This is a genomic window from Umboniibacter marinipuniceus (assembly GCF_003688415.1).
Lineage (GTDB): Bacteria > Pseudomonadota > Gammaproteobacteria > Pseudomonadales > DSM-25080 > Umboniibacter > Umboniibacter marinipuniceus.
The window spans coordinates 14,909-39,314 of sequence record NZ_REFJ01000007.1 but is presented as its reverse complement, the minus strand read 5'-3'; the positions used below and the strand labels follow the sequence as shown (position 1 = coordinate 39,314).

Genomic DNA, 24,406 nt, shown 5'->3' with positions numbered 1-24,406 from the left:
TTGACGCCGACCGTAGGCGTTGAGTATCTGCCTGACCTTGGGTGGGTGCGATGACGGCTTTCGCCTAACCTAGTGAGTGACTTTCTTCTGGGCGCTTCCAGTTTTCGACTTGGCATTCGCAATAATAATTTTTGGTCGAGCAGGAGTGCGAGCTCGCTTGAGGCGAATATCACGGGCCTTGGCAAAGGCATCTTCGTAGGGATCTCTATCCCGGTTGATCTTAGTTAGTGGCATTTTCCGACCTCCGTGTACGTACTAATTCATAATAGATCACATTTCGAACTTTTGCCGACTTGTGCGATAATTCGTTGCTATCAGCCAGCGATGTCTATACTTGGCTACATGAACAAAACGTATACCAATCCCTTCAATTAGCATTAAAGTGAGAGCAACGACCCATGAGTCAATGTGATGTGGCATTAATTGGTTTAGCAGTAATGGGCCAGAATCTAGTCTTGAATATGGCAGACAATGGTTATTCAGTGGGCGTTTATAACCGCACCCACGCCGTAACAGAACAGTTTCTAGCTGGCCCCGCGCAGGGCGCAAGTGTATCCGGTTTCGAAAGCCTCGCAGAGCTTGTGAATGGGCTCTCAAAGCCACGTAAAATTGTCCTGTTGGTGAAAGCGGGCGGCGCCGTTGATGCGGTAATTAAAGAGCTTATGCCGCTAGTCGATCCAGGCGACTTAATTATCGACTTGGGTAACTCGCATTTTCCTGATACCCAACGACGCTGGGAAGCGATGCAGGAATCAGGGGTCCACTTCATTGGCTCGGGGGTTTCCGGTGGTGAGGAAGGTGCACGCACAGGCCCATCAATAATGCCCGGTGGCGATGCCGCTGCATGGCCAATGATTAAAGATATCTTTCAGTCTATCAGCGCTAAAGTTGATGGCGAACCGTGCTGTGATTGGGTGGGCTCAGGTGCAGCAGGCCACTATGTCAAAATGGTTCACAATGGTATTGAGTACGGAGATATGCAGTTAATCTGTGAGGCATATCAACTCCTCGATGAGGGTTTAGGGTTGTCTGCTGATGAGTTACATCAGGTATTTAGCGATTGGAATAACACCGAGCTAGACAGCTACCTCATTGAAATTACCGGGCACATTCTTGGTTATCGTGACGAAGACGGCGAACCTTTGGTCACAAAAATCATGGACAAAGCTGGCCAAAAGGGCACCGGCAAATGGACGGGCATCAGTGCTCTAGATTTAGGTATGCCGGTATCGCTTATTGGTGAATCGGTTTTCGCACGTTGTTTGTCGGCACTAAAGCAAGAGCGTACCGTAGCCTCAAAGGCCCTATCTGGCCCTAACCCACAGATTAGCGTTGAAGATCGCAATGCCTTCATTAATGACGTTAAAGAAGCGCTATTCGCCTCTAAGATTATTTCGTATACCCAGGGCTATATGCTGCTAAGAGAAGCGTCTAACGAATACGGCTGGGAGTTGAACTTCGGTGCCATTGCGATGATGTGGCGCGGTGGTTGTATCATTCGAAGCCAGTTTTTGACAGACATCAAAAAAGCCTTCGACAAAAACCCTGAGCTCAGTAACCTCCTGCTGGATGACTACTTCAAGGATGCGATTGATCGTTGCCAAGGCGCATGGCGTCGTGTTATTTCTAAGGCCGTAGAAGTGGGTATTCCAACACCATGCTTTAGTACTGCGTTGGCGTTCTATGATGGCTATCGTCGCGAGCGTCTACCAGCGAATCTTTTGCAGGCTCAGCGTGATTACTTCGGCGCGCATACCTATGAGCGGGTTGATCGTCCAGCGGGCGAATTCTTCCATACCAACTGGACTGGGACCGGTGGCGACATTAGTTCTCAAACTTACAACGTCTAAGTTGCAAAAATAGTTTGAAATTTTGGCGCGCAGGCACTACTATGCGCGCTATCGAGCTGGTGTAGCTCAGTTGGTAGAGCAACTGACTTGTAATCAGTAGGTCGTAGGTTCAACTCCTATCACCAGCTCCATATTTAAAAACAGGCTGATGCCTGTTTTTTTTCGTCTGTACATTCGCAGCATCAATCTTTTCGTGAGTTATCTTGCGATGGCCCCTAGCTTCCGCTAGCGTAGCAATATGAATCCATTCTTTTATGACCTAATGCAGCCCAACCATCTGGCAAACTTAAGGTGGCTATTGAGTCCGGAAACCTATTCCCTCTGGGAACCGACCGCTGAGATAGGGCGGTTTGACACGCGAGCTATATTTCAAACAATCGATCGGGACACCTTGCTATCTAGAAGCTTGGAGAATCTTGAATCGCTGCGCAGAACAAGCCGCCTAGGTAAATATTGTGAGTATCTTATTACCCATGCTTGGGAGCGATCATTAGCTGATGGCGAGACCTTGACTGCGGGTCAGCAGCTTCATGACGGCGGTAAAACACTTGGTGAACTCGATTTTATTCTCGCGTCTAAGCATGTGACATCGGTGACCCACGTTGAGCTGGCGGTGAAGTTCTATTTGGCAACCAACTTCAATGGCAAGCAGCATGCGGTGGGGCCAAACCTCAAGGATAGCTGGCGGTTAAAGCGAGCGCATCTTATTGATAATCAGTTTCCGCGAGCGCGCTCGGCGCAAAGTCCCTTGCGGAAACTAGGTGGCGACCTGAAACAGGCAGCACTGTTGCCCGGTCGGATTTTTCAGCCATCGGCGGGTAGTTTGCAAGGCTGCTGGATGAGCCAAACTCAGTTCAATCAATACGCAACGGGGGGCGAGTGGGTAGTTGTTCCTCGGCTTTGCTGGCCTGCACCACGCGAAGCTGTCCTGTTGAAGGTGCTTAGCAAGAGCGCATTGATGGCACGCTTAACCGAGGTTCCAGTGATGGTGGCCAGTGTGCAATCAGGACGTTTGATGGAGATTGGTTTTGTTGTCTCGAATGACTGGCAAGATCAAGCAAGTGAAGCGTTATCGAAGGGCTTCATATGAAAGAGTTGGATAGCCAATGAATGCTGAGAGTATCTGTTGTGTCGTATCGTGGTAATTAGTTAGCTTGAGGCGAGGTATTTTTTGAAGAATATGGCGAGTGGGTTTCCCCAACTCGCGCTGTCTATAATGCTTTATTAAACGGCGCTTAAATCTGTTCGCTCTTATTATTTATAGTTTTTGTGTTGCTGTTCTTATTGTTATTTATAGTTTTTATGTTGTTGTAATCTATTTTTATTATTTATTGTTTTTATTATATTTGTTGTCTTTTTTTATTATTTATTGTTTTTATTTTTCGAAACGTCATTGTTAGATGACACGTCCTGCCAAACTATTAGCTAGAACCGTGCCAACTTTTAAGTATTGTTGCTATTACTGGCCTACAGGGCTTATCGCTTGATTTGTGCGCTGCGCAAATTAAATCAGTAATGTTACCTAGTTGATTGATTTGTTACTGATTAGCGACTAGCGGTCAATAGGTCGGTACCCGTACCAGCTTGGTCCTGGCGTGATGGCCGTATCATCGGCAATGAGGTGAACGTAGTGGCGACCAAGTAGATCCAGTTCTATGCAGTTATCCACATCGTAGAGATCGTCACGGTGACTTTGTTCGTAGCGAGTTAGCAACTTTTTTAGTGCCAGCTGTTTAGCTTGGTTACTACTGTGGCAGCCGTACAAACCAATATCATGAAACTCTAAGTACTTGCCGGGTAAGTAGCCACCCACATTTACGAAGAAAAGCTTCGCTGCGTCAGCAGCCGGAGCTTGCAATGAAATCTCGACCCGGTAGCCGTCGACTTCGTTGACTTCAGTGTAGCTATCCAGGTGTAGGCCTTTTGCGTCGCCATACCATTCCCTTCGCAGTTGATCTAAACAACTGTCGATGGATTCGCCAACCACAAAGCGGACGTCATGTACTTCGATATTGGAGTTGCCGCAGTTTCCGCCTAACACGGCCATAAAGAGTTTCATCTCGAGTTTCTCCGTTAACTAATGTTATCGTTACTATATCGTAATCTACGACAGATGTTGTGATAGGAGATGGCTCGTCCATGAAAGTATTTGAAGTAGCAAAACGCGAGATTAGCCGCGGTATAGTGGTGAAGTGTCCCCAGATCGCTTTGGCGCCGAATGAAGTCCGCCTGAAGATTGAGAGCTTTAGTCTTACTGCCAATAATGTGAGTTATGCGCTGGCTGGTGATAGCTTAAAGTATTGGGACTTCTTTCCAGCGAGTCAGGCCGATCATGGCAGGGTTCCGGTAATGGGCATCGCAACGGTTGTCGCTAGCCTCTGCGAACACATTCAGGTGGGTGAGCGGGTATGGGGTTGGTTTCCAATGGCCGATGAGATTATTGCCTTGCCGGCTGATATTAAGTCTTCAGGGTGGGTAGATAGCCACCCAATGCGCGGGGCCAACGCGCCAATTTATCGTCACTACGAGCGCATCCCTTCGGGCTTCGACTATAGCCATTACGAGCATGCGCTCAAAGGTCTCTTTACCACGAGCTGGTTGTTGGCATCCTGGTGGCGAAGTGAGTCATTTATGGGGGCCAATACGGTTTATGTTACCAGTGCTTCAAGCAAGACTGCATTGGCCTTGGCGCATGCGTTACGCGATGATCCCGTCCGGCTAGTAGGAGTGACATCACCTTCCAACGTAGAGTTTGTCACCGCCACCGGGTGTTATCACCAAGTGGTGACGTATGAGGATGAACTTGGCTTATCTAGCGACAGCCTAGTGGCTGATTTTGCGGGGCGAATAGATTGGGTTGATCAGTTAGCCGAAACAAACCCCGAAAGGCTTAAGTGGGCATCGCTGATTGGTGCTACCCATGGAACTCCAACAACTCGTGGCCAGGTAGTCCCCGAGAGAACGCAATTCTTCTTCGCGCCCATGGAGTTTGAACGTCTGAAAAACGAAATTGGCGGTGCCGCCCTCGCCATGGCCGTTGTCACAGCTCTTCGCGAATTTTCGTCATGGTTTGAGTCAAGATTAACGCTAACGCTTATTGATGATCTAGCGCAGCTAACGGTGTACTTTGATTCGTTAGTGAAGGGGAGGGTTGCACCATCAACACTCTTGATCGTGCAACCCAGTGGAGCTAGTGATTAGCAGTCATCAGCAATCATTGCCGCCACGATGGCGATTTCATCAACGTTAGTTGCCACTCGCGCCTCGCCTCGTTCGGTAGAGACTTGGTCATAGCGGCTATCGCCGGGTTCAGCGACAAACAGCTGCCCCGACGCGTCAGCCACATAATAGGCAACATCGTGTTGTGATGCAGCGCGACGGTCTGAGTGGTTCACGCGCTGATTATCAAGATCAGAGCTCAATTCGCCTGATGTGCGAAAGAGTGCAGCGGTTTCAGCGCCAGCAGGATGGCGAAGCTTAACCGTGCCACCACTTCGGCCTTCCGTTAACGAGTCATGAGAAGCGAAGTAGCGGTCATTTAGTTCATAGACTTCACCAATCACCATGGCATCGGAGCGGATAGAGTTTGGGTTAGCCTCGTTGAGGGTGGCGATAATGGCGTCTTCAACAGAGTCGTAACCAGGTTGGCAAGTGTCAGCTAACGCGATGTTTGAGGTCATAAGTACAGCAGCAGTAGTAGCAATCCAAGTTTTCATGATTATCTTCCTTAACAAGTAACAAAGGGCGGTGTGTCTCATGACAACCGTTGGGGGACCCTTTGTAGAAAAAGACGCGTGGCGTTCAACTTTGGATGCAAAAAAATTGTAAAAAGATGAAAAAAAGTGAAATTAATTTAATTTGAATCCAAATGGCATGTGAGCTCGTCTACCCTAATTGGGTGCTAGGAAAATAGTTGTCTTTCAAGCTATAGTCATCACAACTTACGGTGGACTAAATTGGATCTTTTATGGCCGATATAATTCTGTCAGCGCAGAACATCTCGAAACGCTATGGAGAGGTAGTCGCTGTTAATGATCTCAGTTTTAGTATTAAGGCGGGGACCTGTTTTGGGCTGTTAGGGCCAAATGGCGCGGGGAAGACCACAACGATTGAACTGTTAGAGGGTATTCAGTTGCCCGATACCGGGCAGGTGTTATTTCGCGGTCAACCGATTAGTCGGGATTATGCTCAGCGCATTGGTATTCAGTTTCAAAGCACAGCGCTTCAGGATTTTCTCACGGTTCGAGAGTCGCTAGCGTTATTTGCAACACTCTATCACCATCACCTACCGTTGGAGCAGCTAATCGAAGATTGCTCATTGAGTGATTTTATCGATCGCGATAATCGTAAATTGTCGGGTGGTCAACGGCAGCGGTTACTGTTGGCCATTGCTCTGGTGAATGATCCAGACCTAATCTTCTTGGATGAACCAACTACCGGTTTAGATCCTCAGGCTCGACGACACTTCTGGGAATTAATTGAACGGATTAAGGGGCGCGGTAAGAGCATTCTGTTGACCACCCATTACATGGACGAAGCGGAATTTCTGTGCGATGAAATTGCGATCGTTGATGCCGGCGCCATCGTCGAGCAGGGAACACCACGAGACTTGCTCACCAAGCACTTCGAAGGTTCATTGATAAAGCTTCCCCGCGGAACAGATCTATCTGCATTGAGTATTTCGCCACCATTGATCGATGCGGGTGATTTTGTTCAGTTCTCAACGGAGCAAGTCGGTGAAGCCGTTAAGCAATTGGCTGCGGAAGGGGTCCCATTGGATGGCTTGCGGATTGAATCGCCCACCCTCGAGGATCTATTTTTGTTATTAACCGGCCACTCCTTGCGGGTCTAGAGGTTACGATGAAAGCATTTTTGGCTATTCTGAAGGCTCGTAATATTGAATTCTTACGGGATCGATCCACGCTAAGTTGGAATCTACTCTTTCCCGTGTTGCTCATAGTTGGCTTCGCGTTTATGTTTGGCAACGACGATAAAGCGCTCTACAAGGTTGGTGTTGTTGCGGCAGTAAGTAGTGAGGAGCTGGTCTTTGAGGTAGGTGAATTAAAGTACCTCGAGACGGTTCGTTACAGTCACTTAGCGTCGGCCATGCAGCGCCTGCAGCATCACCAAATAGATATCATCCTAGGGGATGGCACCTACTGGCTAAATAGCGACTCACCAAAGAGTTATGTGGTTGAGAGAATGATATTGTCGGTCACGGATGAGCCGCTGGAAGCGTTACCTGTTAGTGGCGAAGCCATTCGTTACCTAGATTGGGTGGTGCCGGGAATTTTGGGCATGAATATGATGTTCAGTTGTCTCTTTGGGGTTGGCTATGTCATTGTCCGCTATCGAAAGAATGGCGTGCTGAAGCGCTTTCAGGCGACGCCGGTGAGTGCTCTCAGCTTTCTGGCTGCACAGGTCGTGTCGCGCTTAGTAGTAGTCACTTTGATCACCAGCGTGATCTTCATCGCGATGGATTTGATGTTTGATTTTGTGGTGCTTGGCTCACGCTGGTTGATGCTAGTTGTTGCGATATTAGGTGCAGCTTCCATGATTAGTCTTTCGCTTTTAATGGCGTCGCGCACGCAGAGCGAAGAGTTGGCGGGAGGCCTACTAAATCTGGTTACTTGGCCAATGATGATGTTATCGGGTGTTTGGTTCTCTTTAGAGGGCTCACCTGAAGTGGTTCATTGGTTAGCCGCCGTGTTTCCGCTGACGCATATGCTGGAGGCAGCACGAAGCATTATGCTGGAGGGTGCTACGTTAGCGGATGTAGCAATACCGTTATTGGTTCTCGCGGTTACCACTGTTGTTGCGTTGGCTTTGGCGGCTCGGCTATTCGTGTGGCGGCAAAATTAGCCGTGCAACTAATTTACCTTACAAAAATTGTGGTTATAATGAGCCTAGTCTTAGTTAAGGTAGTGTTATGTCTGCAGCCCTCCCATTTAGTACCCGTCTTATTCAGAAGTATGATCTCAGCGGTCCGCGTTACACTTCATACCCCACCGCGCTTGAGTTTTCCGCTGATATTGATAATTCGGCGTTCAAGGCTGCAGCCTTAACGAGAACAGGCAACTTTAGTCTGTATGTGCATATCCCTTTCTGCCACAAGCTCTGCTACTACTGCGGCTGCAACAAAGTAGTTAGCAACTCTTCAGATCGAGCTCAACGCTATCTTACTTCGCTTCGCCAGGAGATAAACGCACGCGCCAAGCTTTTTCGAGGTAGACGGGTACAGCACCTTCACTTGGGTGGCGGAACGCCGAGTTATCTAACGCAGACGCAAATGAGCGAGCTAATCTCTGGCCTGCGCGAAGCGTTTGATTTCGTCGACGATGCCGAGCTCGGGATTGAAATTGATGCGCGCGAGGTGGATGAAGGCTATTTAAGCCATCTTTACTCGCTTGGTTTTAATCGTTTGAGTATTGGCGTTCAGGATACCGATAGCCAGGTACAGGAAGCTATTAATCGCCCGCAGAGTACTCAGCATATCGCCAACCTCGTTGTGGCGGCGAAGACACTTGGTTTCAAGTCAGTGAGTGTAGATTTGATCTATGGTTTGCCGCGTCAAACTGAGCGCACATTCAGTCAGACCTTGGAAGACGTGTTGGCAATGAGTGTGGATCGAGTATCTCTCTTTAGCTATGCGCATATGCCTTCACGCTTTAAGGCTCAACGGCTGATCGCCTCCAATGAGTTGCCCGATGCACAACTCAAGCTGACGTTAATGGCGCTAGCGATCACAAAGCTTACTGAGGCGGGAATGGTGGAAATTGGTATGGATCATTTCGCGAAGCCCGAGGATGAGTTAGCGATTGCCGCCCAAAACGGGCGATTAACGCGTAACTTTCAGGGATACACGGATCATGGCGCAATTGACCTCTTAGGCTTAGGGGTTTCTGCAATCAGCCAGGTCGGTGCGGTGATTTGTCAGAACATGAAGGAGTTAGCCGAGTATCATGAAGCGGTTGCCAAAATGGATGTGGCCGTAGAGCGCGGGGTGGTACTTAGCTCTGAAGATGAGCTTCGTGGGGCAGTGATACAAGCAATTATGTGCCAACACAAGGTGGATAAAATAGCCATAGCGCAGGCGTTTGGAATAGATTTCGATGATTACTTTGCCGCTGAGCTTCTTCAGCTTGTCGAACTCGAGAAAGATGGCCTGCTGACGCTTGAACCTGACTGTATACGCATTTGGTTCGAGCACCGACTGTTGGTTCGCCGTGTAGCCATGGTCTTTGATGCCTATCTTACGGAGCAGGCTACTCAACGTTTTTCGAGGATTATCTAGGCGTTGCCCTTTCGCATTTGAGAGCATCGTGCGAAATGCCTAATAGTGGCTGCCGAGATAGAAGTAAAAGCTATCGAAACCGCCTTCTGCTTTTGCGTAAGCCAAGTATATTGGCCCGAGCGGGCTGTCAATGCCGGTGAATACTGAGCCTGATTCGATGAGGCTTTGATGGTCAATCTGGTCGCGCTTGTCCCACACATTGCCCATTTCGTAGCTGGCGCCAAGGTAAATTGGTGATTTAAATAAGCCGAAGTCATTTTCGAGAAGTCGATACTTATAAACAATATTGGCGTAACGAAGGTGGTTGCCACTCAGGCTAGATGGGGGGAGCCCAGATAGATTCAAAAAGCCGCCCAGCTCAAATTGACGAACAGTGACGTCAACCTCATCGGATCTGAAGCTTTCGGCTCGGACTTGGCCGCTGAAGGTATGATCTCCGATAGAGTAGACTTCCAGCCAGGTTGTTTCCAATGTCTGAGGAGTGCCTCGGTCACCGTCGATGGAGTCTTTACGATCTTCAAACCGAACATGAAAAATACGCCCACGACGAGCAAAATCAGCATTATCTAAGCTGTCATAAAAATATTCAGCGTAGAGGCCACGGCTGTTGTACTGCACGCGTCCTCCATTAAAAACAGGGTCTCCAATATCCGGTAGTGCCACATAGCCGTCGGAATACAGGGCGCCTACTTCAACACGTGACTTATTACTGAAATTCCAGCCTTGCCCAAGAAACGTAGTGACTTCACTCTGTATACTGTTGGCTAAGAGGTTATTGCCGGTATCGATATAGAGTTGATCGCGCTTGTAGATGACGCCAGTGCTAATGTAATGATTGAGCGGTGCCCATTCCAACGGGAAATACAAATCGGTAGCAATGAGCTTGTCGGTACCGCCCACAACTACGGTACGCCATTCGGCGCCTAGATCATTAATATTCGTCATGGTCCAAGCAGCTCCCAACGAGAATTCGCTTGAGCCTTTATAGTCATCCTGCATTTGAAACTGGAAGTCTAAATAGCCGGGCCCCCAACTTTTCTCTGTGGCAGCGATATTAAGCACTTGACCTTCGGCCGTATCTTCAACGTGATAGTCAATTCGTTCAAACACGTCAAGTGCATAGGTGCGGTCAATGCCCTCCTGCACCGTAGTTTGGTCAAACTGATCACCCACTTCAAAGCCAAGGCGTTCAACAATGATGCTGTCACGAAGGCGAGAATGATTTTCAATATTAACCGCTACAACTCGCAGTTCGGGCTCAGCGATTGCATTTCGCCTTGAGGAAAATCTTTCCCAGGCTGAAGTGGGCACGTCAATTTGGGTGATCAATGCTCTGCGTTTGTTCGCTTCGTCATAGCCTATTTGAATAGAATTTGAGAAAGCGTCGAAATCTAACATGTTGACGTCATCATTCCTCGGAGTTAACAGGATATCCTGTTCGCCTAATAATGACTTTTGATACTCAACGTTATCTTTAATCAAAAAGTCGACTAACTGATTGAGTACTGCAACCGATGAAGTCAGCTGATCACGGGTAGGAAGCGCGGTGCCGATATCAACGGCAATGATGATATCGGCACCGAGCTCGCGCACCACATCAACGGGTAGATTATTAGCAATTCCGCCGTCGACAAGCAGGCGGCCATTGTATTCAAAAGGGCGAACCACCCCTGGAATGGACATCGAGGCTTGCATGGCGCTAAAGAGTGCGCCGTTGTCAATAACAACCGCCTCGCCTGTTTCGATGTCTGCAGCAACGGCACGGTAAGTGATGAGAAGATCATCGAAGCTTTCTAAATCGGGAAGGCTGCCTACTGAGCGTTGAATCAACTCCCCCATCCGCTGCCCCTGAGCAACGCCCTTAGGAAACTTAAACTCAGTGCCATCAAACCCCAATTCAGGATTGATGGGGAAGGCGTCGGACTGACGTTTCCGCCTGAACGGCATATCCTCCCGTTCTACGGAATCATTAAGTCCCTCCTCCCAAGCGGTGGAGCGGAGAATTTCCTCAATCTCATCGGGCGTTTTGCCCATCGCATAAAGGCCGCCAATAAACGAACCGACACTGGTACCAGCAATGACATCGACTGGAATGCCTTCTTCTTCAAGGACTTTCAATACCCCTACGTGAGCGCCGCCTCGAGCGCCACCGCCACCAAGGACAACACCAATACAGAGTCGTTCTTCTGCCGGTGGGCAATCAGCTAATGCCTTAGGTGGAACCAGAAGGATCAAGATGAATGGCAGGAGCCAGGATAAATGACTATTAAGTGTTTTCACTATTCAGTTCTCTGCATCGCGTCACCTCGGCAGCCATCTTTCCCTGCAGCATATAGGCAAACATCTTAAAGTCTCCAAGTAGCGACCAAAGTGGGTATTGAAAGGTCGCCGGACGATTTCTTTCGATGAAGAAATGCCCGGTCCAAGCAAGCCCATATGCGACCAGCGGTATGCTAAGGAACCAGTAGCTACTAGTGGTGATACCAAGATAGACGAGCGGCAAAATAAGCGAAGTGCCAATAAAATGGAGCATCCGCGTGGAAGGCTTCGCATGTTCGCGAACATAGTGCGGCCAAAAATCGTTAAAGCTTTTATAGCGTTTCACGAAATCCCCTCATCCGTTAGACCAATTATGATGTTATATCGTACAGTAAAGCCTACTGAAAGCAAAAAGGCGACACCTCTTATGATGTTAAAAATAATCGCGCTAACCACTGCCGTATTTTTGGTAAGCGCTGCCACGGCAAACACTCACCGAGTACCACCCGCTGAAGATATAAGGCTTTATGATATTGGCCAGTCGGCGAGCGCAGAACGACTCCATCAAGATGTAGAGATGCTGGTGAGTTTTGGGACGCGACACAGTCTTAGTGAAACCCAATCTGAAACCACAGGCATCGGCGCTGCTCGCCGATGGATCGCGGAAGAATTCGCGCAAATCTCTAACGCTTGTGGAGGTTGCCTTGAGGTTATGCTGATCAGCGATACCGTTGAAGGACGACGGATACCAACGCCTACAGAAATTGTTAATGTCATTGCGGTGCTGAAAGGCAAGAAAAATTCGAACCGCTATGTTGTGATGTCGGGCGATATCGATTCCCGTGTCAGCGACCCGCTGAATAGCTCAGCTGCTTCACCTGGAGCTAATGATAATGCCTCAGGTGTGGCTGGTGTTATCGAGGCCGCTAGGGTTCTGTCGAAATACGAATTCGACGGCAACATCGTGTTTGCGGCGTTATCCGGCGAAGAACAAGGCCTCTACGGAGGGAAAATATTAGCGGACTATGCGGCCGCCAATGACTGGCACCTGCAGGCGGTGATCAACAACGACATGATCGGCAACATCGCGGGTATTAATGGAGTTATAGATAACCACAGTGTGCGGGTCTTTTCGGAAGGAGTAAAAATCAGCGAGACCCCAGAAGAGGCGCGTGAACGTTACTTTAGCGGCGGCGAAAATGACTCCGCCTCGCGCAACTTAGCGCGTTTTATCAAGGCCCAGGCAGACCAATATATGACCAATCTAGATGTCATGCTGGTCTATCGCTTGGACCGATTTGGGCGAGGCGGCCATCACTTTCCATTTAATCAGGCGGGCTATCCCGCAGTGAGAATTATGGAGGTCAACGAACACTACGACCGTCAACATCAGGACCTCCGTAACGAGGAGGGCCGTCACTACGGTGATACCATTGACTATGTGGACTTCGATTTTACTGCCAAACTAACTTCCCTTAATACACTCTCGCTAGCAGCATTAGCCTGGGCGCCTGCGCCGCCAGCTGAAGTTAAAATATCGGGTCAAGTGGCACCAAGCACAACATTAACGTGGCAGCCGGTGGACGATGCCGCAGGCTATCGTGTCTATTGGAGACTTACCACAGAGTCCGAATGGACTCACTCTCGATGGGTGGGCAACGTAAGTGAGTTTACGTTGGAGAATATGGTGATTGACAACTACCTGTATGGGGTCAGTTCGGTCTCAGTAGGCGGGCACGAGAGCCCTGTTGTTTTTCCGGGAGCGGCTGGTGATTTTTACTGAATTAATGGCCATTGAGGTTATGGGCGCATTAGTCCTTAGGGGCGTACACCTCTCTTGATCTTGCTTGCAGGCAATCAAGTCGACTGCCTGCACAGCGTTGTCAGTGAAGATCAATGAGGTGAAGGATGGACGATTTAATTTCGTCCTCAAAGCCCTCTAGCGACTCATGACTAGGTTTGCCGTAGCCAATTTGGTTGGTCAAGCCATCCATCAACGCGGTAATCATTCGCGCCAGATGATGAGCGCGACGATCCGATAACTCCGGTGCGGCTCTTTGTAATAAAGTGCCTAGCGACTCCAGGTAACTCTGATAGAACCTATCCATCACATCAGCCATTTCCGGGTCATGCGGAGCAATGGCCCAAATGGTATACCAGATTGTGCACGTTGATTTGAGTTTGATGTCTTCTAGCAAGAACTCAACCATCGCAAGGATTTTGGCTGAACGCGTAGTAGCGTTCCCCATCATCGATGCGTAAGTACCGCTGTACTTATCGATTTCCGGCACCAGCACTTCCCAGATCAACTCTTTCTTGGTGGGAAAGTAATACTGTAAGTTGCCTGGTTGAATCCCTATATTCTTGGCAATCTGACGCAAGACGAAGCTATCGTAGCCCTCATCGACTAAGATTCGCCGCGCTTCATCCACAATCGACTGGCGAGTGCGCTCACCCTTCTTTCGGGCAGCGGGGCGGGTAGTTCCTTCTGAGGCGTTGCTAGGTTTATCAGTCATTTTGTATTGTAGATCGTCCGTAATTTGCTCAAGTCTAACGTATCATGTAGGTTTTCTTAATAGTTTCGTGAACTTTGCAGGTTCCTTTCCAGTCTTTAGGAAAGAAAGCGGCGGTGTTCGGTTCGATTTCAATCACTTCGCCAGATTCGTGGACATAGGTTGCGCGGCCCTCCATAAAGTGGCAAAACTCATCGGAGGTCACGTGGCAATTCCAATAACCAGGGGTACATATCCACAATCCCGTTTCCGACTCACCATTCTCTCCTTTGTGGAGAACTACCCCTGAGACATGCGACTCTCCCTCGATCATAGTGGGGATGATGCCCCAATCTACTACATCAGTCACGGCTAAAGGGTTGTATAGGGTCTTGGCTGAATTCATTGGTTTCTCCGAGTGTAAATTTACGACTAAGTCGCTGAGCATATAAACATTCTGTAGCGTTTCGTGCACTTCACATGTGCCCGCCCAGCCCGCTGGGAAAAATACGCAACTATTCGCGGCTACCTCTACTACTTGGCCCTCAGCGCTCCGATAAGTGGCACGTCCTGAACTGAAGTGACAAAATTCATCGCGCGGTATCGACAGTTTCCAGGTACCTGGCGTGCACCGCCAGAGGCCGGTCTCTAGCGTGGCATCCTCATTCTTGTATAGCAGAATGCCACTGGACAGAGAGGACGCACCGTCGCAATCTGGCTGCTGACCCCAATCGTTTAGGTCAGGACGGTTCGGGGTCATGGAGTTGTAAAGATAGTGAGCGCTTTTCCCCTGTGCGGTAGTCTTGACCATTAGGCGTTTGCCTCCTGAAGCACGTCATGGATTACCGCTGCCGCTTTCTTGGTCCCTTCACTTTGTTGCATATGCGCTGCTACCGCTTGAAGTTTGGTGGCCATATTCGCATCCGACAGGCAGGCTTCAATACTCTCAATAAGCGCTTCCTCAGACCAACTGTAGCGCGGAAGTTTCTTCCCGTAACCGGTGTCATCAATTCGGGTAGCATTATCATGTCCATCCCAGCAGTACGGCATAATAATGGCCGGCTTCCCGAAGTAGAGGGCTTCGTTAAAGCTATTGTTACCACCGTGATGAATGAATAGATCTACCTGCGGCACAACAGCAGGCTGAGGATACCAGTTCTTTAGATGAACATTATCCGGCTTTTCATAGACGCTTAAGTCTTCGCCCACCTTCATTAGGAATCGATAAGGTAGCTTTGCAAAGGTTGCAAGCATGCGCTGATACAGTTCAACATCGGCATCGCCTAGGGAGCCGAAGGCAACATAGATGAGTGGTGTGTTATCCAGGGCTTGGGGGAACGCCGGGATGGTGTACTCACCATCGTTGCGAACGCAGCCTTCCAAGTACTGAAACTGCGACTCGGGGAGGGGCGTAGCTCGCTCAAAGGCAAGCGGTTTGGGGTAAAGTAAAAAATTCATTGTCGGCGATGGCTCGAAGAACTCGCCTGCAGGGTAAGGCGGTAAATCTTTGGTCGCCAAAAAGTCATTGAAATCTTTGTGAGTGTCTGCGACAGCGCTTTCGAAACGTGTTTGAAATTGTTCGAAACCAGTTACATCACCAGGTGAGCAACCTGAAAGATGCGGTGGTACAAGCGGATCAGTAATTTCATTCTCGGAACATGAAATGATGCGTATCCACGGGCACCCTGCTTTGGTAATAGCAGGGAACATGATGACGTTGTCGACACAAATAAGGCCTGGTTTGATGATATCCAGTTGACGCTTTAAGTCGTCTTCAGCACTCACAGCGCTTTCAACAATGGCCTCCCAAACGGGTGCTACGTAGGTTTCAATTTGATCGAGCGGGCTCAAATGGAAATGAGGAAGGTGATTGGCAATAAAATCATCCCAATAGTTGGCAACTTCTTCGTCACTCATGTCGCCAGACATATTCACGAGATACTCTTCAAATCCATATTCGGCAAATACCCCTGCAAAACCTCGGTCGCAAACAAAAACGGGATTGTGCCCCATCTTCTTAAGCTCTTGGGCAATACCTACGCAGTTTAGTGCCGGCCCAAAGGCGGCCTCAGGAAAGAACGCGATAGTTTTTGCAGTGGTCATAGTTAGCAGCCTCCCAGGCAGAGTAATCCATTTCTTTTATAGCAATAGCATGCAACTATAATTAGTTCAACAAACTATTATTTGAGTAATGCAAATAATTTACCAAAGCGGTAAAAATGTGATCATTTTAACGGTAAGCTCTAAAAACTCTAAAAATATGCTTGAAATATGGTTATTTATAGTACAGGGTAATATTTAGTTTCTTGTAATAAAAACAAAATAGAGAAACAGTTAGTCGGGAGGATGTAGGTGCCCAATGTGTTTCGACGGAATGAACTAAGGGGAAAAAATGAGTGCGACTTTCAGCAAAACACGCACGTTACTCGCCACCGCAATCGCAGCGGTAGTTGGCCTTCCAGGCTTGGCTCAGGCTCAGGTGATGGAAGAAGTAGTAGTGACGGCGCAAAAGCGCGAACAGAACCTACAGGACGTAGGCGTATCGGTTTCAGCGTTTACCGGTGAACAAACAAAAGCATTAGGCTGGGATAGCAGCGAAGACATCGCAGCGCAAACACCAGGTCTTATTGCGACCTCATTTTCAGGAGATTCGTCTGTCTCTATTTTCACGCTCCGTGGCGTGGGCCAGAACGACTTCGCGGATCACCAAGAGGCACCAAGCGCGATGTACGTGGACGGCGTTTATATTTCTGCAACGGGTGCAGCAGGCGCACAGATGTTCGACGTTGATCGCGTGGAAGTGCTTCGTGGGCCTCAGGGAACGCTATTCGGTCGAAATGCGACCGGCGGCCTAGTCCACATCATTAATAACAAGCCAACAGATGAGTTTGAAGCCTACATTAATGCTACCGTGGCTAGCTATAATCAGCGTCGTGTTGAAATGGCGGTGAGTGGCGGTATTACGGATTCTGTGATGGGGCGTTTCAGTCTTCTCAAGGATGACGCTGACGGCTACTTCGACAACTTGTCCGGCGAAGATGCCCGTAACCGAGATTTGCTGAGTATGCGTGGTCAACTTGCCGTAGAGTTTGATGACGATATCCGTCTTGATCTCAGTGCCTGGTCTAACGTAGTGGATCGCAATGTTGCTGGTGCCTACGATTTCCGCCCCGCGTATAAAGAAGTGGGTGACATTGATACCGACTGGCAGGGTACGCCTGATGAGTCTCCAGCTCCAAATCAGGGGTTCCAAAACCCAACGGGCGTTATTGATAAGGATGCGAAAGGCTACACCGCAACTTTGAGCGTTGATTTTGAGTCAATGACCTTTACCTCGATCACCGATTATCAGAATTTGGAAAAGTACTATCTTGAGGACTCCGACGGGAACTCAGATCGCACTTTGGAATATTGGTCGGATCAAGATACCAGCCAGTTCTCGCAAGAGCTTCGTCTAAACGGCAGTAACGAAACGCTAAGCTGGACCACCGGTCTCTATTTCCTAAATATCGATGGCGAGTATGCGTCGAATATTGACATGCCAACCTTCGGCGGTGCGACAACCAATGATTTTACCCTTGAGACAACGTCTTGGTCGGCGTTTGGTCAGGTTGAATATAATCTAACGGACGCCTTGGCGTTAACCGTTGGCGGCCGCTACGTGGTAGATGAAAAAGACTTCGTTCTAGATAGCTACTGTACGCCATCTGCGTTAGGCGCACCGGGCGCGGTGATGCCACCTTGGGGCGCGATTAACGATTGTAGCGGTTTCACTTCAGGTGATCCGAATAATCCGATTGTGGCAGAAATTCCGAATCCCGTAGCGCTTGATCGATCAGATTCAGACTTCTCGGGTAAGGTCCAGTTAGATTATCGCTTGAGCGATGACACCTTGCTCTACGCCGGCGTAAGCCGAGGCATGAAAGGTGGTGGTTTCACCGCGCCGCTGGACGGTTTCTTGCCGGTCTCTGAGTTGAGCTTCGAGCCCGAAATCCTGACCAGCTATGAGGCGGGTTTCAAGTCACGCTTATTTGACGGTGCCGGTCGTTTGAATGCGAGTATCTTCAGCTATGACTACTCGGACTATCAAGCGTTTGTATTCCAAGGCTTGACTTCGGTGGTGAAGAATCATGATGCGTCAATTACCGGTGGTGAAATTGAATTCTATATTTCACCGGCTGAAGGTTGGGATGTATCACTGGGTACCGCTTTCCTTGATGCGCGTGTTCACGATGTTGAGCTAACGCCAGGCGGCGGTGACTATGCCGATCAGGATATGATTACTGCTCCGGATCTAACGGCCAACTGGTTAGTACGCAAGTCATTCTCAATGAATAATGGCGAGTTGGCTTTCCAAGTAGATGGTAGCTATACCGGCGAGCAGCAGTTTAATACTACCAATTCGGCGCTCACTCATGCCGATGCGTATACACTCTGGAACGCCCGTGCAAGCTATGTTCGTGAGAGCGGAAGTAATTCTTGGGAAGTGGCGGCGTTTGCTAAAAACTTCGGTAATGAAGAGTATTTAACCTACGCCTTCGACCTTGGCGAGTTCTTTGGTTATACCCTTCAGGTGTATGGACCGCCACGTTGGGTAGGTGTTGAGTTGCAATACAGCTTTAATTAAGCACAATAGTACCCTAAGTTATGCCGCACCTCGGTGCGGCTTTTTTTGCAGTATGGAAGAGTTATGTCAGAAGCTATTATGATGGAAAAACCAGCTACCTTGAGCCGTGATGATCTGCGTCAGGATTTCTTAGATCAAAGCCCATGGTCAACATGGAATGTTGAGGCCTTAAAGGCCGATGCATCGTTCCGTTGTTACTTTCGACTTACCAGTGGTAACAGTAGCGTACTACTGATGGATGCTCCTCCAGCTACCGAAGATCTCGATGCCTATATTCGCATTGCTAGTTACTTAAGCGAATGTGGTCTGCGTGCCCCTCGAGTACTCGCCCAAGATTTGAATCATGGCTTCGCTGTGATTGAAGATTTTGGCTTTAATACCTACACCGTATTACTCGATAAAGGCGTGCCAGCGGAGCCTCTTTATACGCTAGCCGTAGACTCGTTAATTCAGTTGCACAAAGCTTACGGCAAGACCAATATTGATGTGCCTCGCTACGATGCGGGCTTCTATGATGATGAAGCGGCATTATTCGTAGATTGGTACATGCCGGCGAGGCTGGGACGAAAGCTCTCAACCTCCGAGCGTGATGATTTTCTTGCTCGCTTCGCCAGTCTTATTAACAGCGTAAACACAAAGGATGAATGCCTCGTATTGCGCGACTATCACGTGGATAATCTAATGTTGGTTGACGGCGCCGAAGGCGTGAACGCCTGCGGCCAGTTGGACTTCCAAGATGCACTAATCGGATCGCGTTCTTACGATTTGGTGTCCCTATTAGAAGATGCACGCCGCGATGTTTGCCCGGAGATGACCGAGCGTCTGCTTGAGCACTATCTTGCTGAGATGCCATCAACGGATCGGGCTAGCTTTCTTCGTGACTACCGCGTGCTGAGCGCTCATCGCCACGCCAAGGTGATTGGTATTTTTGTTCGCTTGTGTGTTCGTGACAATAAAGCGCATTACCTCAGCTATTTGCCTCATGTTCAGCAGCTTTTCGAACGGTCATTACAGTCACCACACTTGGCTCCCATAGCACAATGGATTACAGCGCATCATCCCGATGCCATAACCAAACCGTTGGTCTTTGACGCGCAAGCACTCAGAGAACTCCTAGTCTAAGGATAGAAACATGATTAATCTTAATAAGTACTCGACCTGTTATTACCGGTCGGGAGAGTTCGCTCGCTCTGAATCCGAGCTAACGCTGCCAGTAATAAACCCCTTTGATCAAGCGCAACTAGCTGAGATCGCGAGCTGTACCCAGGAAGAAGTCGATGGCGTCATCGAGGAGGCCAATGTTGCCCAGCGGGTCTGGGCGAAGGTAGACGCCAAAACTCGCTCCGCTTATTTACACCAAATTGCTGACGCCATTGAGCAAGCTGATCACCGAGAGGTTGCGGAAGCGATGGTGCTGGAAATGGGCAAGCCTTATCCCGAAGCACTGGGTGAAATTGCCAATATACCTGGAGCATTTCGCTATTTAGCCGAGATGGCGCGTGACGAGGGTGGTTACATAGCCGGTACTACTCAGGCTGGCTCTTTTCAGTACTGTCGTTATGAACCGCTAGGCGTTTCGGTTCATATTATGCCGTTTAATTTCCCGCTATTACTGATGGCTTGGACCGTTGCCGCGTCCCTTGCTAGTGGTAATGCCGTCATTATTAAGCCATCGGAGGCCACCTCTATTTGTACACTGCTGTTCATGAAGCATTTCGAACAGCTGCCAAAGGGGCTAGTGCATTGCGTAACAGGTAATCATACGGTTGGTAACCAACTGGTGTCATCGAACAAGACGCATGCTGTTGCTTTCACTGGCTCGGTAGCGGTTGGCAAGATGGTAAATGTCGCCTGCGCTGAGCAGATGAAACCTGCTGTGATTGAAGCAGGTGGTAACGATGCGTTTATTGTCTCAGCTTCGGCGCCGATTAAAATGGCGGCAGCGGCGGCGGTAACAGCGGCCTTCCATTTAAGTGGTCAGGTATGTACTTCGGCGGAACGTTTCTTTGTGGCTGAATCAGTTCACGACGAGTTCGTTGCCGAGTTCGTTGCGCTGACTAAACAGTTGCGCTTAGGTAGTGGTTTTGATCGTGCTGAACTCGGACCAGTCGTCAACAAGGCGGCGCAGCAGCGTATCCTTAAGCTAATCGGACAAGCACAGGAAGAAGGCGCGACGCTAGCGTTGGGCGGTGGTATTCCAGAGGGTCTTGGTGACGGCGCTTTCGTAGAACCAACAATTTTAACCAATGTGTCGCCGCAGATGCAGGTCATGAATTCAGAAGTGTTCGGCCCTGTGGCGGCGATTTGTAAGGTGGCAGATGTGGCGCAAGCGATTGAACTTGCTAACAACTCAGACTTTGGTCTAGGCGCGTCCATTATCACGACCGATATGCGCGAAGCGCAAATGGCGAGTGAAGAGCTTGTTTCAGGGATGGTATGGATTAATAATCCACTTATCGACAACGACGCGCTGCCGTTTGGCGGCCGTAAACTGTCTGGTGTTGGGCGCGAACTTGGGAGGGAAGGCTTGAATACCTTCCGAGCGAGTAAAATGGTCATTCAGGATGCCGATCCAGTTATTCAAGACTGGTGGTATCCGTACAGTGATGATGCATTTTATCCACATGGAAACGATTGATCGCTTAAAATACCCCGTATCGTTGTGAGCGCCACAACGATACGGTCCGTTTCTTCAAGCTTGTGAGCGGGTTACTCAAAGTAGCGAACGTCCACGACTCGGTCATTTTCGATCACGGCCATTTTAACGTATTCGGCTTGGCCGCCCGAGCTGATTCCGATGCCTGTAGAGGTTCTGGTTGAACCACCACCTGTTCCTACCCCAAAGCCAATACCAACTTGCGGCTTATGGCTGGTGTAACCCCAGACGATGCGTTCTCCACCTTCGTAAACTTCGCGTGATACTCGATCAGCTTTGCCCCAGGCCATTTCCACCTGTTCTAGGGTGAACCCCGGTTTAATTTCACCGGCTTGAATTGCTGCTTGAACATCCGCTGGGTAGGCATCATACGCGGCTTGATTGGCGGATATTCTATTCGCCGGAGTGCTGCTACAGGCAACCAGCAGAAGTGCGAATGCGGTAATGATAAGTCGTTTCATGATAAGAGCCCCGATGAGTGTCTTAAATAGGTTTAGTTCAGAAGTTCGCACTGATCAACTTTCTGTCTTCATTGCGAACGGGTTTTGTTGTGATACTTACAAGCCGCCAAGCCGCCAAGCCGCCAAGCCGCCAAGCCGCCAAGCCGCCAAGCCGCCAAGCCGCCAAGCCGCCCAGTCGCCAAGCCGCCAAGCCGCCAAGCCGCCCAGTCGCTATGCTGCTTTCGAGAAAATTTGCTTAGCGAGCTTCAAAGATTGACGACCTCCAAGCTGAATGGCGCAAAGCACACCGCCCATCATGGCTCCTACTACTCCGCAGGTCATCACATCCTGCCCCGAAAGGTACAGCCCTTTGATAGGGGTCTTCGGACGAAGCCATGATTGATCAAAGCGTTCGGGGTCATGGTTTAGTCCGTAGATTTGGCCTTGCTCATAACGGCAGAAGTAGTCCGTTGAAAGCGTGGTAGACAGTTCATAGTAATCAATTTTCCCGCGCAGATGTGGCAGCTGAGCATAGAGTTGTTCAAGTAAACGCTGGGCAATAGATTCCTTGAGTGCTTCGTAGTCTTCACCGCGGTTGCCCCATGGTTTATCCGCCCAGGGCGCAAACGTCTCGTGCAAACCCGGGGCGACAATTTCAATGGTCGCTTTTCCTGGATAGCGGTTGAGGAAGTCTGGATCCTTTGCTGAGGGGAAGGAAATATAGACTAATGGGTGAGTACTTTCTGGGTCCTTCATAAATTCGTCGACGTGGGCCTCAAAGCGTTCACTAGGATAGAGCCAAAGGTTCGTCTTAGGGAGTTCAAGTTGCTCCGCCGTTTCGGCTAAACCAATGTAGAGACAAACGCTTGCCATAGATGGCTTCACGTGAGTCATGTTGGCAATCACATCGGCGGGCACCACCTCGGGCTTCAGTAATTTCTGATAGGTATTAATGACCCCTGCAGCGCTCACAACGGTGTTGCAGTTAATGACGTGTCCATCTGCCATGCGAACGCCGCTGACACGGTTAGCGGTAACTAAAATTTCTTCCACCGAAGCATAGGTGAATACGTTACCGCCAGACTTCTCAATCGTAGGTATAATTTCAGTGGCCATCACTGCTGAGCCGCCAACTGGGTAGTAGCCGCCGTTGATGTAGTGATGGGCAATCATTGAGTGGATGACGAAGCTCGATTGAGCTGGGGGTAGTCCGCAATCACCCCATTGTCCTGCTAGAACGGCAATAAGCTTCTGGTTAGTGGTTAAGCTCTCAAGCACTTCGCGAGTAGGTCGATTCAAGTCTTTATCAATCCTGCTAGACAGGATGGGACGGGTTATCTTCAGAAGCCATACTGGTAGCAGTTTGGCGATGGAGTAGAGTTTAACCGCTCTACGGACGCGGTAAAGGTAGTCAATGTATCGGTCAATCGCATCTTCTTCGTCGGGGAAGTCCTGCTTAAGTGATTGAATATATGCTTCTTTACCAGCAACCAAGTCATAGGATTCGTCGCCGAGGAAGATTCGGTCAAAGGTGCTATCCATAGGCGCCCACTTAATCCTACCTTCGCTAATGTAATCGAAGGCTCGACGCCCCATCGTGTTCTCGGTGCCCATGTCACCAATGTAATGGACGCCAACATCCCATTCGTAGCCATTTCGCTGATAGGTATGGGTTAATCCACCGGCCGTATAGTGTTGCTCTAGGACGCAGACCCTTTTGCCCATCTTTGCCAAGCACGCGGCGGTTGTCAGGCCACCAATGCCCGATCCAATAACCACGACATCATACGAATCTTTCAATCGATTAGCGCGGTATCTTCCGCCAACACGAATAGAGCTTGGGGTAAGGGCCATGATTATTCCTTATTATAATTTTATCTCAGTGTAGCGAACTCGTCGTTGGCGGTGCAAACTAAACTGGCACTTCTCTGTGATCTGGACCAAGCTTGGATCTAATGTAAGTTAGCGTGAGAGGTGGCGGAGCCTTGAATATAATGAAGCTGAGATCAATATGGATACTTACGCTGAGCCTAGCGGTGATGGCGTGTACCTTTATTGCCCCAGCTAAGGCGCCAATCGATACGGTAGTTTATAGCGATCCCGATGAGAGCGATACGCTTATAGTGATGCTCCCTGGTGCCGCACAATGGGTAGAGGAGTATGAGGAGCGCGGTTTAGTGCGTCTGATTGAGGACTGCAATGCTGAAATATCAGTAATTGGAGCTCAAGCGTATTTTGGTTACTATCGAACCAAGACGATAGTAACTCGTCTGCGAGAAGACATCATACTACCAGCTATCGCCGATGGTAAGACCAATATTTGGCTATTGGGGACCTCTATGGGAGGGGTCGGAACATTACTATATCGGGCTAAATATCCAGCAGAAATTAGCGGTATTATGGCGATGGCTCCCTATGTTGGCGACGAGGACGAGTTGACCGAATACCTCAACGCCGAGGCTGATGCTGGTGATAACAAAATGGCGATTATTTGGCGCGATTTAGAGCGAAGCGCAGCAAATCATCCCTCCATCGTATTGGGTTATGGCTCGGAGGATGGTTTGGGCTTTGGGATTCGGTGGTTAGCTTCGATGCTGCCATCTCAGCAAGTCCATCAGCGAAGCGGTGGTCATGACTGGGAAACTTGGATGGCTCTGTGGCCAGATATGCTTGAATCAGCCGGGTTGTGCACTCCTTAAAATCCTACTGTTTCGTGACAACGGTGCTAAAACGCGCTTTACTAGTATCTATTGCCGAGGCAATGGACTTAGGCCTACGACTTAAAGTC

21 protein-coding genes and 1 tRNA gene are annotated in these 24,406 nt (G+C 49.3%); 12 read left to right on the top strand and 10 right to left on the bottom strand.

Translation table 11 applies throughout. From position 1 onward, the window contains the following. Positions 1–69: 69 nt before the first annotated feature. Complete coding sequence (locus DFR27_RS12605; protein WP_170150858.1) at positions 70–234, bottom strand: hypothetical protein; 165 nt, start codon at positions 232–234, stop codon at positions 70–72. A 164-nt stretch (positions 235–398) separates the two neighbouring features. On the opposite strand from DFR27_RS12605, the gene gnd reads away from it, so the two are divergent. The 3 genes from gnd to DFR27_RS12150 all read left to right on the top strand — a co-directional run bounded on the left by gnd (position 399) and on the right by DFR27_RS12150 (position 2,940). Continuing rightward, positions 399–1,850 (top strand): decarboxylating NADP(+)-dependent phosphogluconate dehydrogenase, encoded by a 1,452-nt coding sequence (gene gnd, locus DFR27_RS12160; protein ID WP_121877751.1) that lies wholly within the window; start codon positions 399–401, stop codon positions 1,848–1,850. A gap of 55 nt (positions 1,851–1,905) precedes the next feature. Further along, positions 1,906–1,981 (top strand) — tRNA-Thr (locus DFR27_RS12155). 107 nt (positions 1,982–2,088) lie between these two features. After that, positions 2,089–2,940, top strand: coding sequence for a DUF1853 family protein (locus DFR27_RS12150; protein ID WP_121877750.1), 852 nt, complete (start codon positions 2,089–2,091; stop codon positions 2,938–2,940). A gap of 462 nt (positions 2,941–3,402) precedes the next feature. Here the strand turns inward: DFR27_RS12150 and DFR27_RS12145 are convergent, their stop codons facing one another. Then, entirely contained in the window at positions 3,403–3,909 is a 507-nt protein-coding gene (locus DFR27_RS12145) for a DUF1543 domain-containing protein (protein ID WP_121877749.1), read from the bottom strand. A gap of 80 nt (positions 3,910–3,989) precedes the next feature. Here DFR27_RS12145 and DFR27_RS12140 point away from each other — a divergent pair, with 80 nt between their 5' ends. After that, positions 3,990–5,051 (top strand): DUF2855 family protein, encoded by a 1,062-nt coding sequence (locus tag DFR27_RS12140; RefSeq protein ID WP_121877748.1) that lies wholly within the window; start codon positions 3,990–3,992, stop codon positions 5,049–5,051. On the opposite strand, the gene DFR27_RS12135 is transcribed toward DFR27_RS12140, so the two are convergent. After that, positions 5,048–5,566, bottom strand: coding sequence for a hypothetical protein (locus DFR27_RS12135; RefSeq protein WP_121877747.1), 519 nt, complete (start codon positions 5,564–5,566; stop codon positions 5,048–5,050). The genes DFR27_RS12140 and DFR27_RS12135 overlap by 4 nt on opposite strands. A 251-nt stretch (positions 5,567–5,817) precedes the next feature. On the opposite strand from DFR27_RS12135, the gene DFR27_RS12130 reads away from it, so the two are divergent. From DFR27_RS12130 to hemN, 3 genes are all read left to right on the top strand, one after another. After that, positions 5,818–6,702, top strand: coding sequence for an ABC transporter ATP-binding protein (locus tag DFR27_RS12130; protein WP_121877746.1), 885 nt, complete (start codon positions 5,818–5,820; stop codon positions 6,700–6,702). A gap of 8 nt (positions 6,703–6,710) precedes the next feature. Further along, complete coding sequence (locus tag DFR27_RS12125) at positions 6,711–7,712, top strand: ABC transporter permease (RefSeq protein ID WP_121877745.1); 1,002 nt, start codon at positions 6,711–6,713, stop codon at positions 7,710–7,712. A 67-nt stretch (positions 7,713–7,779) separates the two neighbouring features. After that, on the top strand, positions 7,780–9,144 hold the full coding sequence (gene hemN / locus DFR27_RS12120) for an oxygen-independent coproporphyrinogen III oxidase (RefSeq protein ID WP_121877744.1): 1,365 nt from the start codon (positions 7,780–7,782) through the stop codon (positions 9,142–9,144). Positions 9,145–9,183: 39 nt separating this feature from the next. Here the strand turns inward: hemN and DFR27_RS12115 are convergent, their stop codons facing one another. After that, positions 9,184–11,424, bottom strand: a complete 2,241-nt coding sequence (locus tag DFR27_RS12115; protein WP_170150857.1) for a patatin-like phospholipase family protein — start codon at positions 11,422–11,424, stop codon at positions 9,184–9,186. Further along, positions 11,411–11,749 (bottom strand): Mpo1-like protein, encoded by a 339-nt coding sequence (locus tag DFR27_RS12110; RefSeq protein ID WP_121877742.1) that lies wholly within the window; start codon positions 11,747–11,749, stop codon positions 11,411–11,413. Before DFR27_RS12110 ends, DFR27_RS12115 begins: the two co-directional genes overlap by 14 nt. 81 nt (positions 11,750–11,830) lie before the next feature. Between DFR27_RS12110 and DFR27_RS12105 the strand changes: the two genes are divergently transcribed. Continuing rightward, a complete protein-coding gene (locus tag DFR27_RS12105; protein WP_121877741.1) occupies positions 11,831–13,186 on the top strand; it encodes a M28 family peptidase in 1,356 nt (451 codons plus the stop codon). Positions 13,187–13,286: 100 nt separating this feature from the next. Here the strand turns inward: DFR27_RS12105 and DFR27_RS12100 are convergent, their stop codons facing one another. Genes DFR27_RS12100 through DFR27_RS12085 form a run of 3 tightly spaced genes read right to left on the bottom strand, consistent with a single transcriptional unit; the run spans position 13,287 to position 15,998 of the window. After that, positions 13,287–13,919, bottom strand: coding sequence for a TetR/AcrR family transcriptional regulator (locus DFR27_RS12100; protein ID WP_121877740.1), 633 nt, complete (start codon positions 13,917–13,919; stop codon positions 13,287–13,289). A gap of 34 nt (positions 13,920–13,953) precedes the next feature. After that, entirely contained in the window at positions 13,954–14,706 is a 753-nt protein-coding gene (locus DFR27_RS12675; RefSeq protein ID WP_211327636.1) for a cupin domain-containing protein, read from the bottom strand. After that, positions 14,706–15,998 carry a nucleotide disphospho-sugar-binding domain-containing protein gene (locus DFR27_RS12085; protein WP_121877739.1) on the bottom strand — a complete coding sequence of 431 codons (1,293 nt, stop codon included), beginning with the start codon at positions 15,996–15,998 and terminating at the stop codon, positions 14,706–14,708. Before DFR27_RS12085 ends, DFR27_RS12675 begins: the two co-directional genes overlap by 1 nt. A 289-nt stretch (positions 15,999–16,287) precedes the next feature. Between DFR27_RS12085 and DFR27_RS12080 the strand changes: the two genes are divergently transcribed. The 3 genes from DFR27_RS12080 to DFR27_RS12070 all read left to right on the top strand — a co-directional run bounded on the left by DFR27_RS12080 (position 16,288) and on the right by DFR27_RS12070 (position 21,160). Further along, on the top strand, positions 16,288–18,522 hold the full coding sequence (locus DFR27_RS12080) for a TonB-dependent receptor (RefSeq protein WP_121877738.1): 2,235 nt from the start codon (positions 16,288–16,290) through the stop codon (positions 18,520–18,522). Positions 18,523–18,585: 63 nt separating this feature from the next. Next, positions 18,586–19,644, top strand: coding sequence for an aminoglycoside phosphotransferase family protein (locus DFR27_RS12075; protein WP_121877737.1), 1,059 nt, complete (start codon positions 18,586–18,588; stop codon positions 19,642–19,644). A gap of 10 nt (positions 19,645–19,654) precedes the next feature. After that, positions 19,655–21,160 carry an aldehyde dehydrogenase family protein gene (locus DFR27_RS12070; protein WP_121877736.1) on the top strand — a complete coding sequence of 502 codons (1,506 nt, stop codon included), beginning with the start codon at positions 19,655–19,657 and terminating at the stop codon, positions 21,158–21,160. Positions 21,161–21,231: 71 nt separating this feature from the next. Here the strand turns inward: DFR27_RS12070 and DFR27_RS12065 are convergent, their stop codons facing one another. Further along, positions 21,232–21,639: a hypothetical protein gene (locus DFR27_RS12065; RefSeq protein WP_121877735.1), complete on the bottom strand. Its 408-nt coding sequence runs from the start codon at positions 21,637–21,639 to the stop codon at positions 21,232–21,234. Positions 21,640–21,849: 210 nt separating this feature from the next. Beyond that, the gene (locus DFR27_RS12055; protein ID WP_121877733.1) at positions 21,850–23,472 is read right to left on the bottom strand and encodes a phytoene desaturase family protein; all 1,623 of its coding nucleotides are present in this window, start codon (positions 23,470–23,472) and stop codon (positions 21,850–21,852) included. Between the two features lie 140 nt (positions 23,473–23,612). On the opposite strand from DFR27_RS12055, the gene DFR27_RS12050 reads away from it, so the two are divergent. Next, entirely contained in the window at positions 23,613–24,317 is a 705-nt protein-coding gene (locus DFR27_RS12050) for an alpha/beta hydrolase (RefSeq protein WP_147434543.1), read from the top strand. The last annotated feature ends 89 nt before the right edge of the window (positions 24,318–24,406 follow it).

Excerpts from the sequence above, each read along its gene's own strand:
- DFR27_RS12605 (WP_170150858.1), bottom strand. The coding sequence starts at position 234 with ATGCCACTAACTAAGATCAACCGGGATAGAGATCCCTACGAAGATGCC.
- gnd (WP_121877751.1), top strand. The coding sequence starts at position 399 with ATGAGTCAATGTGATGTGGCATTAATTGGTTTAGCAGTAATGGGCCAG.
- DFR27_RS12150 (WP_121877750.1), top strand. The coding sequence starts at position 2,089 with ATGAATCCATTCTTTTATGACCTAATGCAGCCCAACCATCTGGCAAAC.
- DFR27_RS12145 (WP_121877749.1), bottom strand. The coding sequence starts at position 3,909 with ATGAAACTCTTTATGGCCGTGTTAGGCGGAAACTGCGGCAACTCCAAT.
- DFR27_RS12140 (WP_121877748.1), top strand. The coding sequence starts at position 3,990 with ATGAAAGTATTTGAAGTAGCAAAACGCGAGATTAGCCGCGGTATAGTG.
- DFR27_RS12135 (WP_121877747.1), bottom strand. The coding sequence starts at position 5,566 with ATGAAAACTTGGATTGCTACTACTGCTGCTGTACTTATGACCTCAAAC.
- DFR27_RS12130 (WP_121877746.1), top strand. The coding sequence starts at position 5,818 with ATGGCCGATATAATTCTGTCAGCGCAGAACATCTCGAAACGCTATGGA.
- DFR27_RS12125 (WP_121877745.1), top strand. The coding sequence starts at position 6,711 with ATGAAAGCATTTTTGGCTATTCTGAAGGCTCGTAATATTGAATTCTTA.
- hemN (WP_121877744.1), top strand. The coding sequence starts at position 7,780 with ATGTCTGCAGCCCTCCCATTTAGTACCCGTCTTATTCAGAAGTATGAT.
- DFR27_RS12105 (WP_121877741.1), top strand. The coding sequence starts at position 11,831 with ATGATGTTAAAAATAATCGCGCTAACCACTGCCGTATTTTTGGTAAGC.
- DFR27_RS12100 (WP_121877740.1), bottom strand. The coding sequence starts at position 13,919 with ATGACTGATAAACCTAGCAACGCCTCAGAAGGAACTACCCGCCCCGCT.
- DFR27_RS12675 (WP_211327636.1), bottom strand. The coding sequence starts at position 14,706 with ATGGTCAAGACTACCGCACAGGGGAAAAGCGCTCACTATCTTTACAAC.
- DFR27_RS12085 (WP_121877739.1), bottom strand. The coding sequence starts at position 15,998 with ATGACCACTGCAAAAACTATCGCGTTCTTTCCTGAGGCCGCCTTTGGG.
- DFR27_RS12080 (WP_121877738.1), top strand. The coding sequence starts at position 16,288 with ATGAGTGCGACTTTCAGCAAAACACGCACGTTACTCGCCACCGCAATC.
- DFR27_RS12075 (WP_121877737.1), top strand. The coding sequence starts at position 18,586 with ATGTCAGAAGCTATTATGATGGAAAAACCAGCTACCTTGAGCCGTGAT.
- DFR27_RS12070 (WP_121877736.1), top strand. The coding sequence starts at position 19,655 with ATGATTAATCTTAATAAGTACTCGACCTGTTATTACCGGTCGGGAGAG.
- DFR27_RS12065 (WP_121877735.1), bottom strand. The coding sequence starts at position 21,639 with ATGAAACGACTTATCATTACCGCATTCGCACTTCTGCTGGTTGCCTGT.
- DFR27_RS12055 (WP_121877733.1), bottom strand. The coding sequence starts at position 23,472 with ATGGCCCTTACCCCAAGCTCTATTCGTGTTGGCGGAAGATACCGCGCT.
- DFR27_RS12050 (WP_147434543.1), top strand. The coding sequence starts at position 23,613 with ATGAAGCTGAGATCAATATGGATACTTACGCTGAGCCTAGCGGTGATG.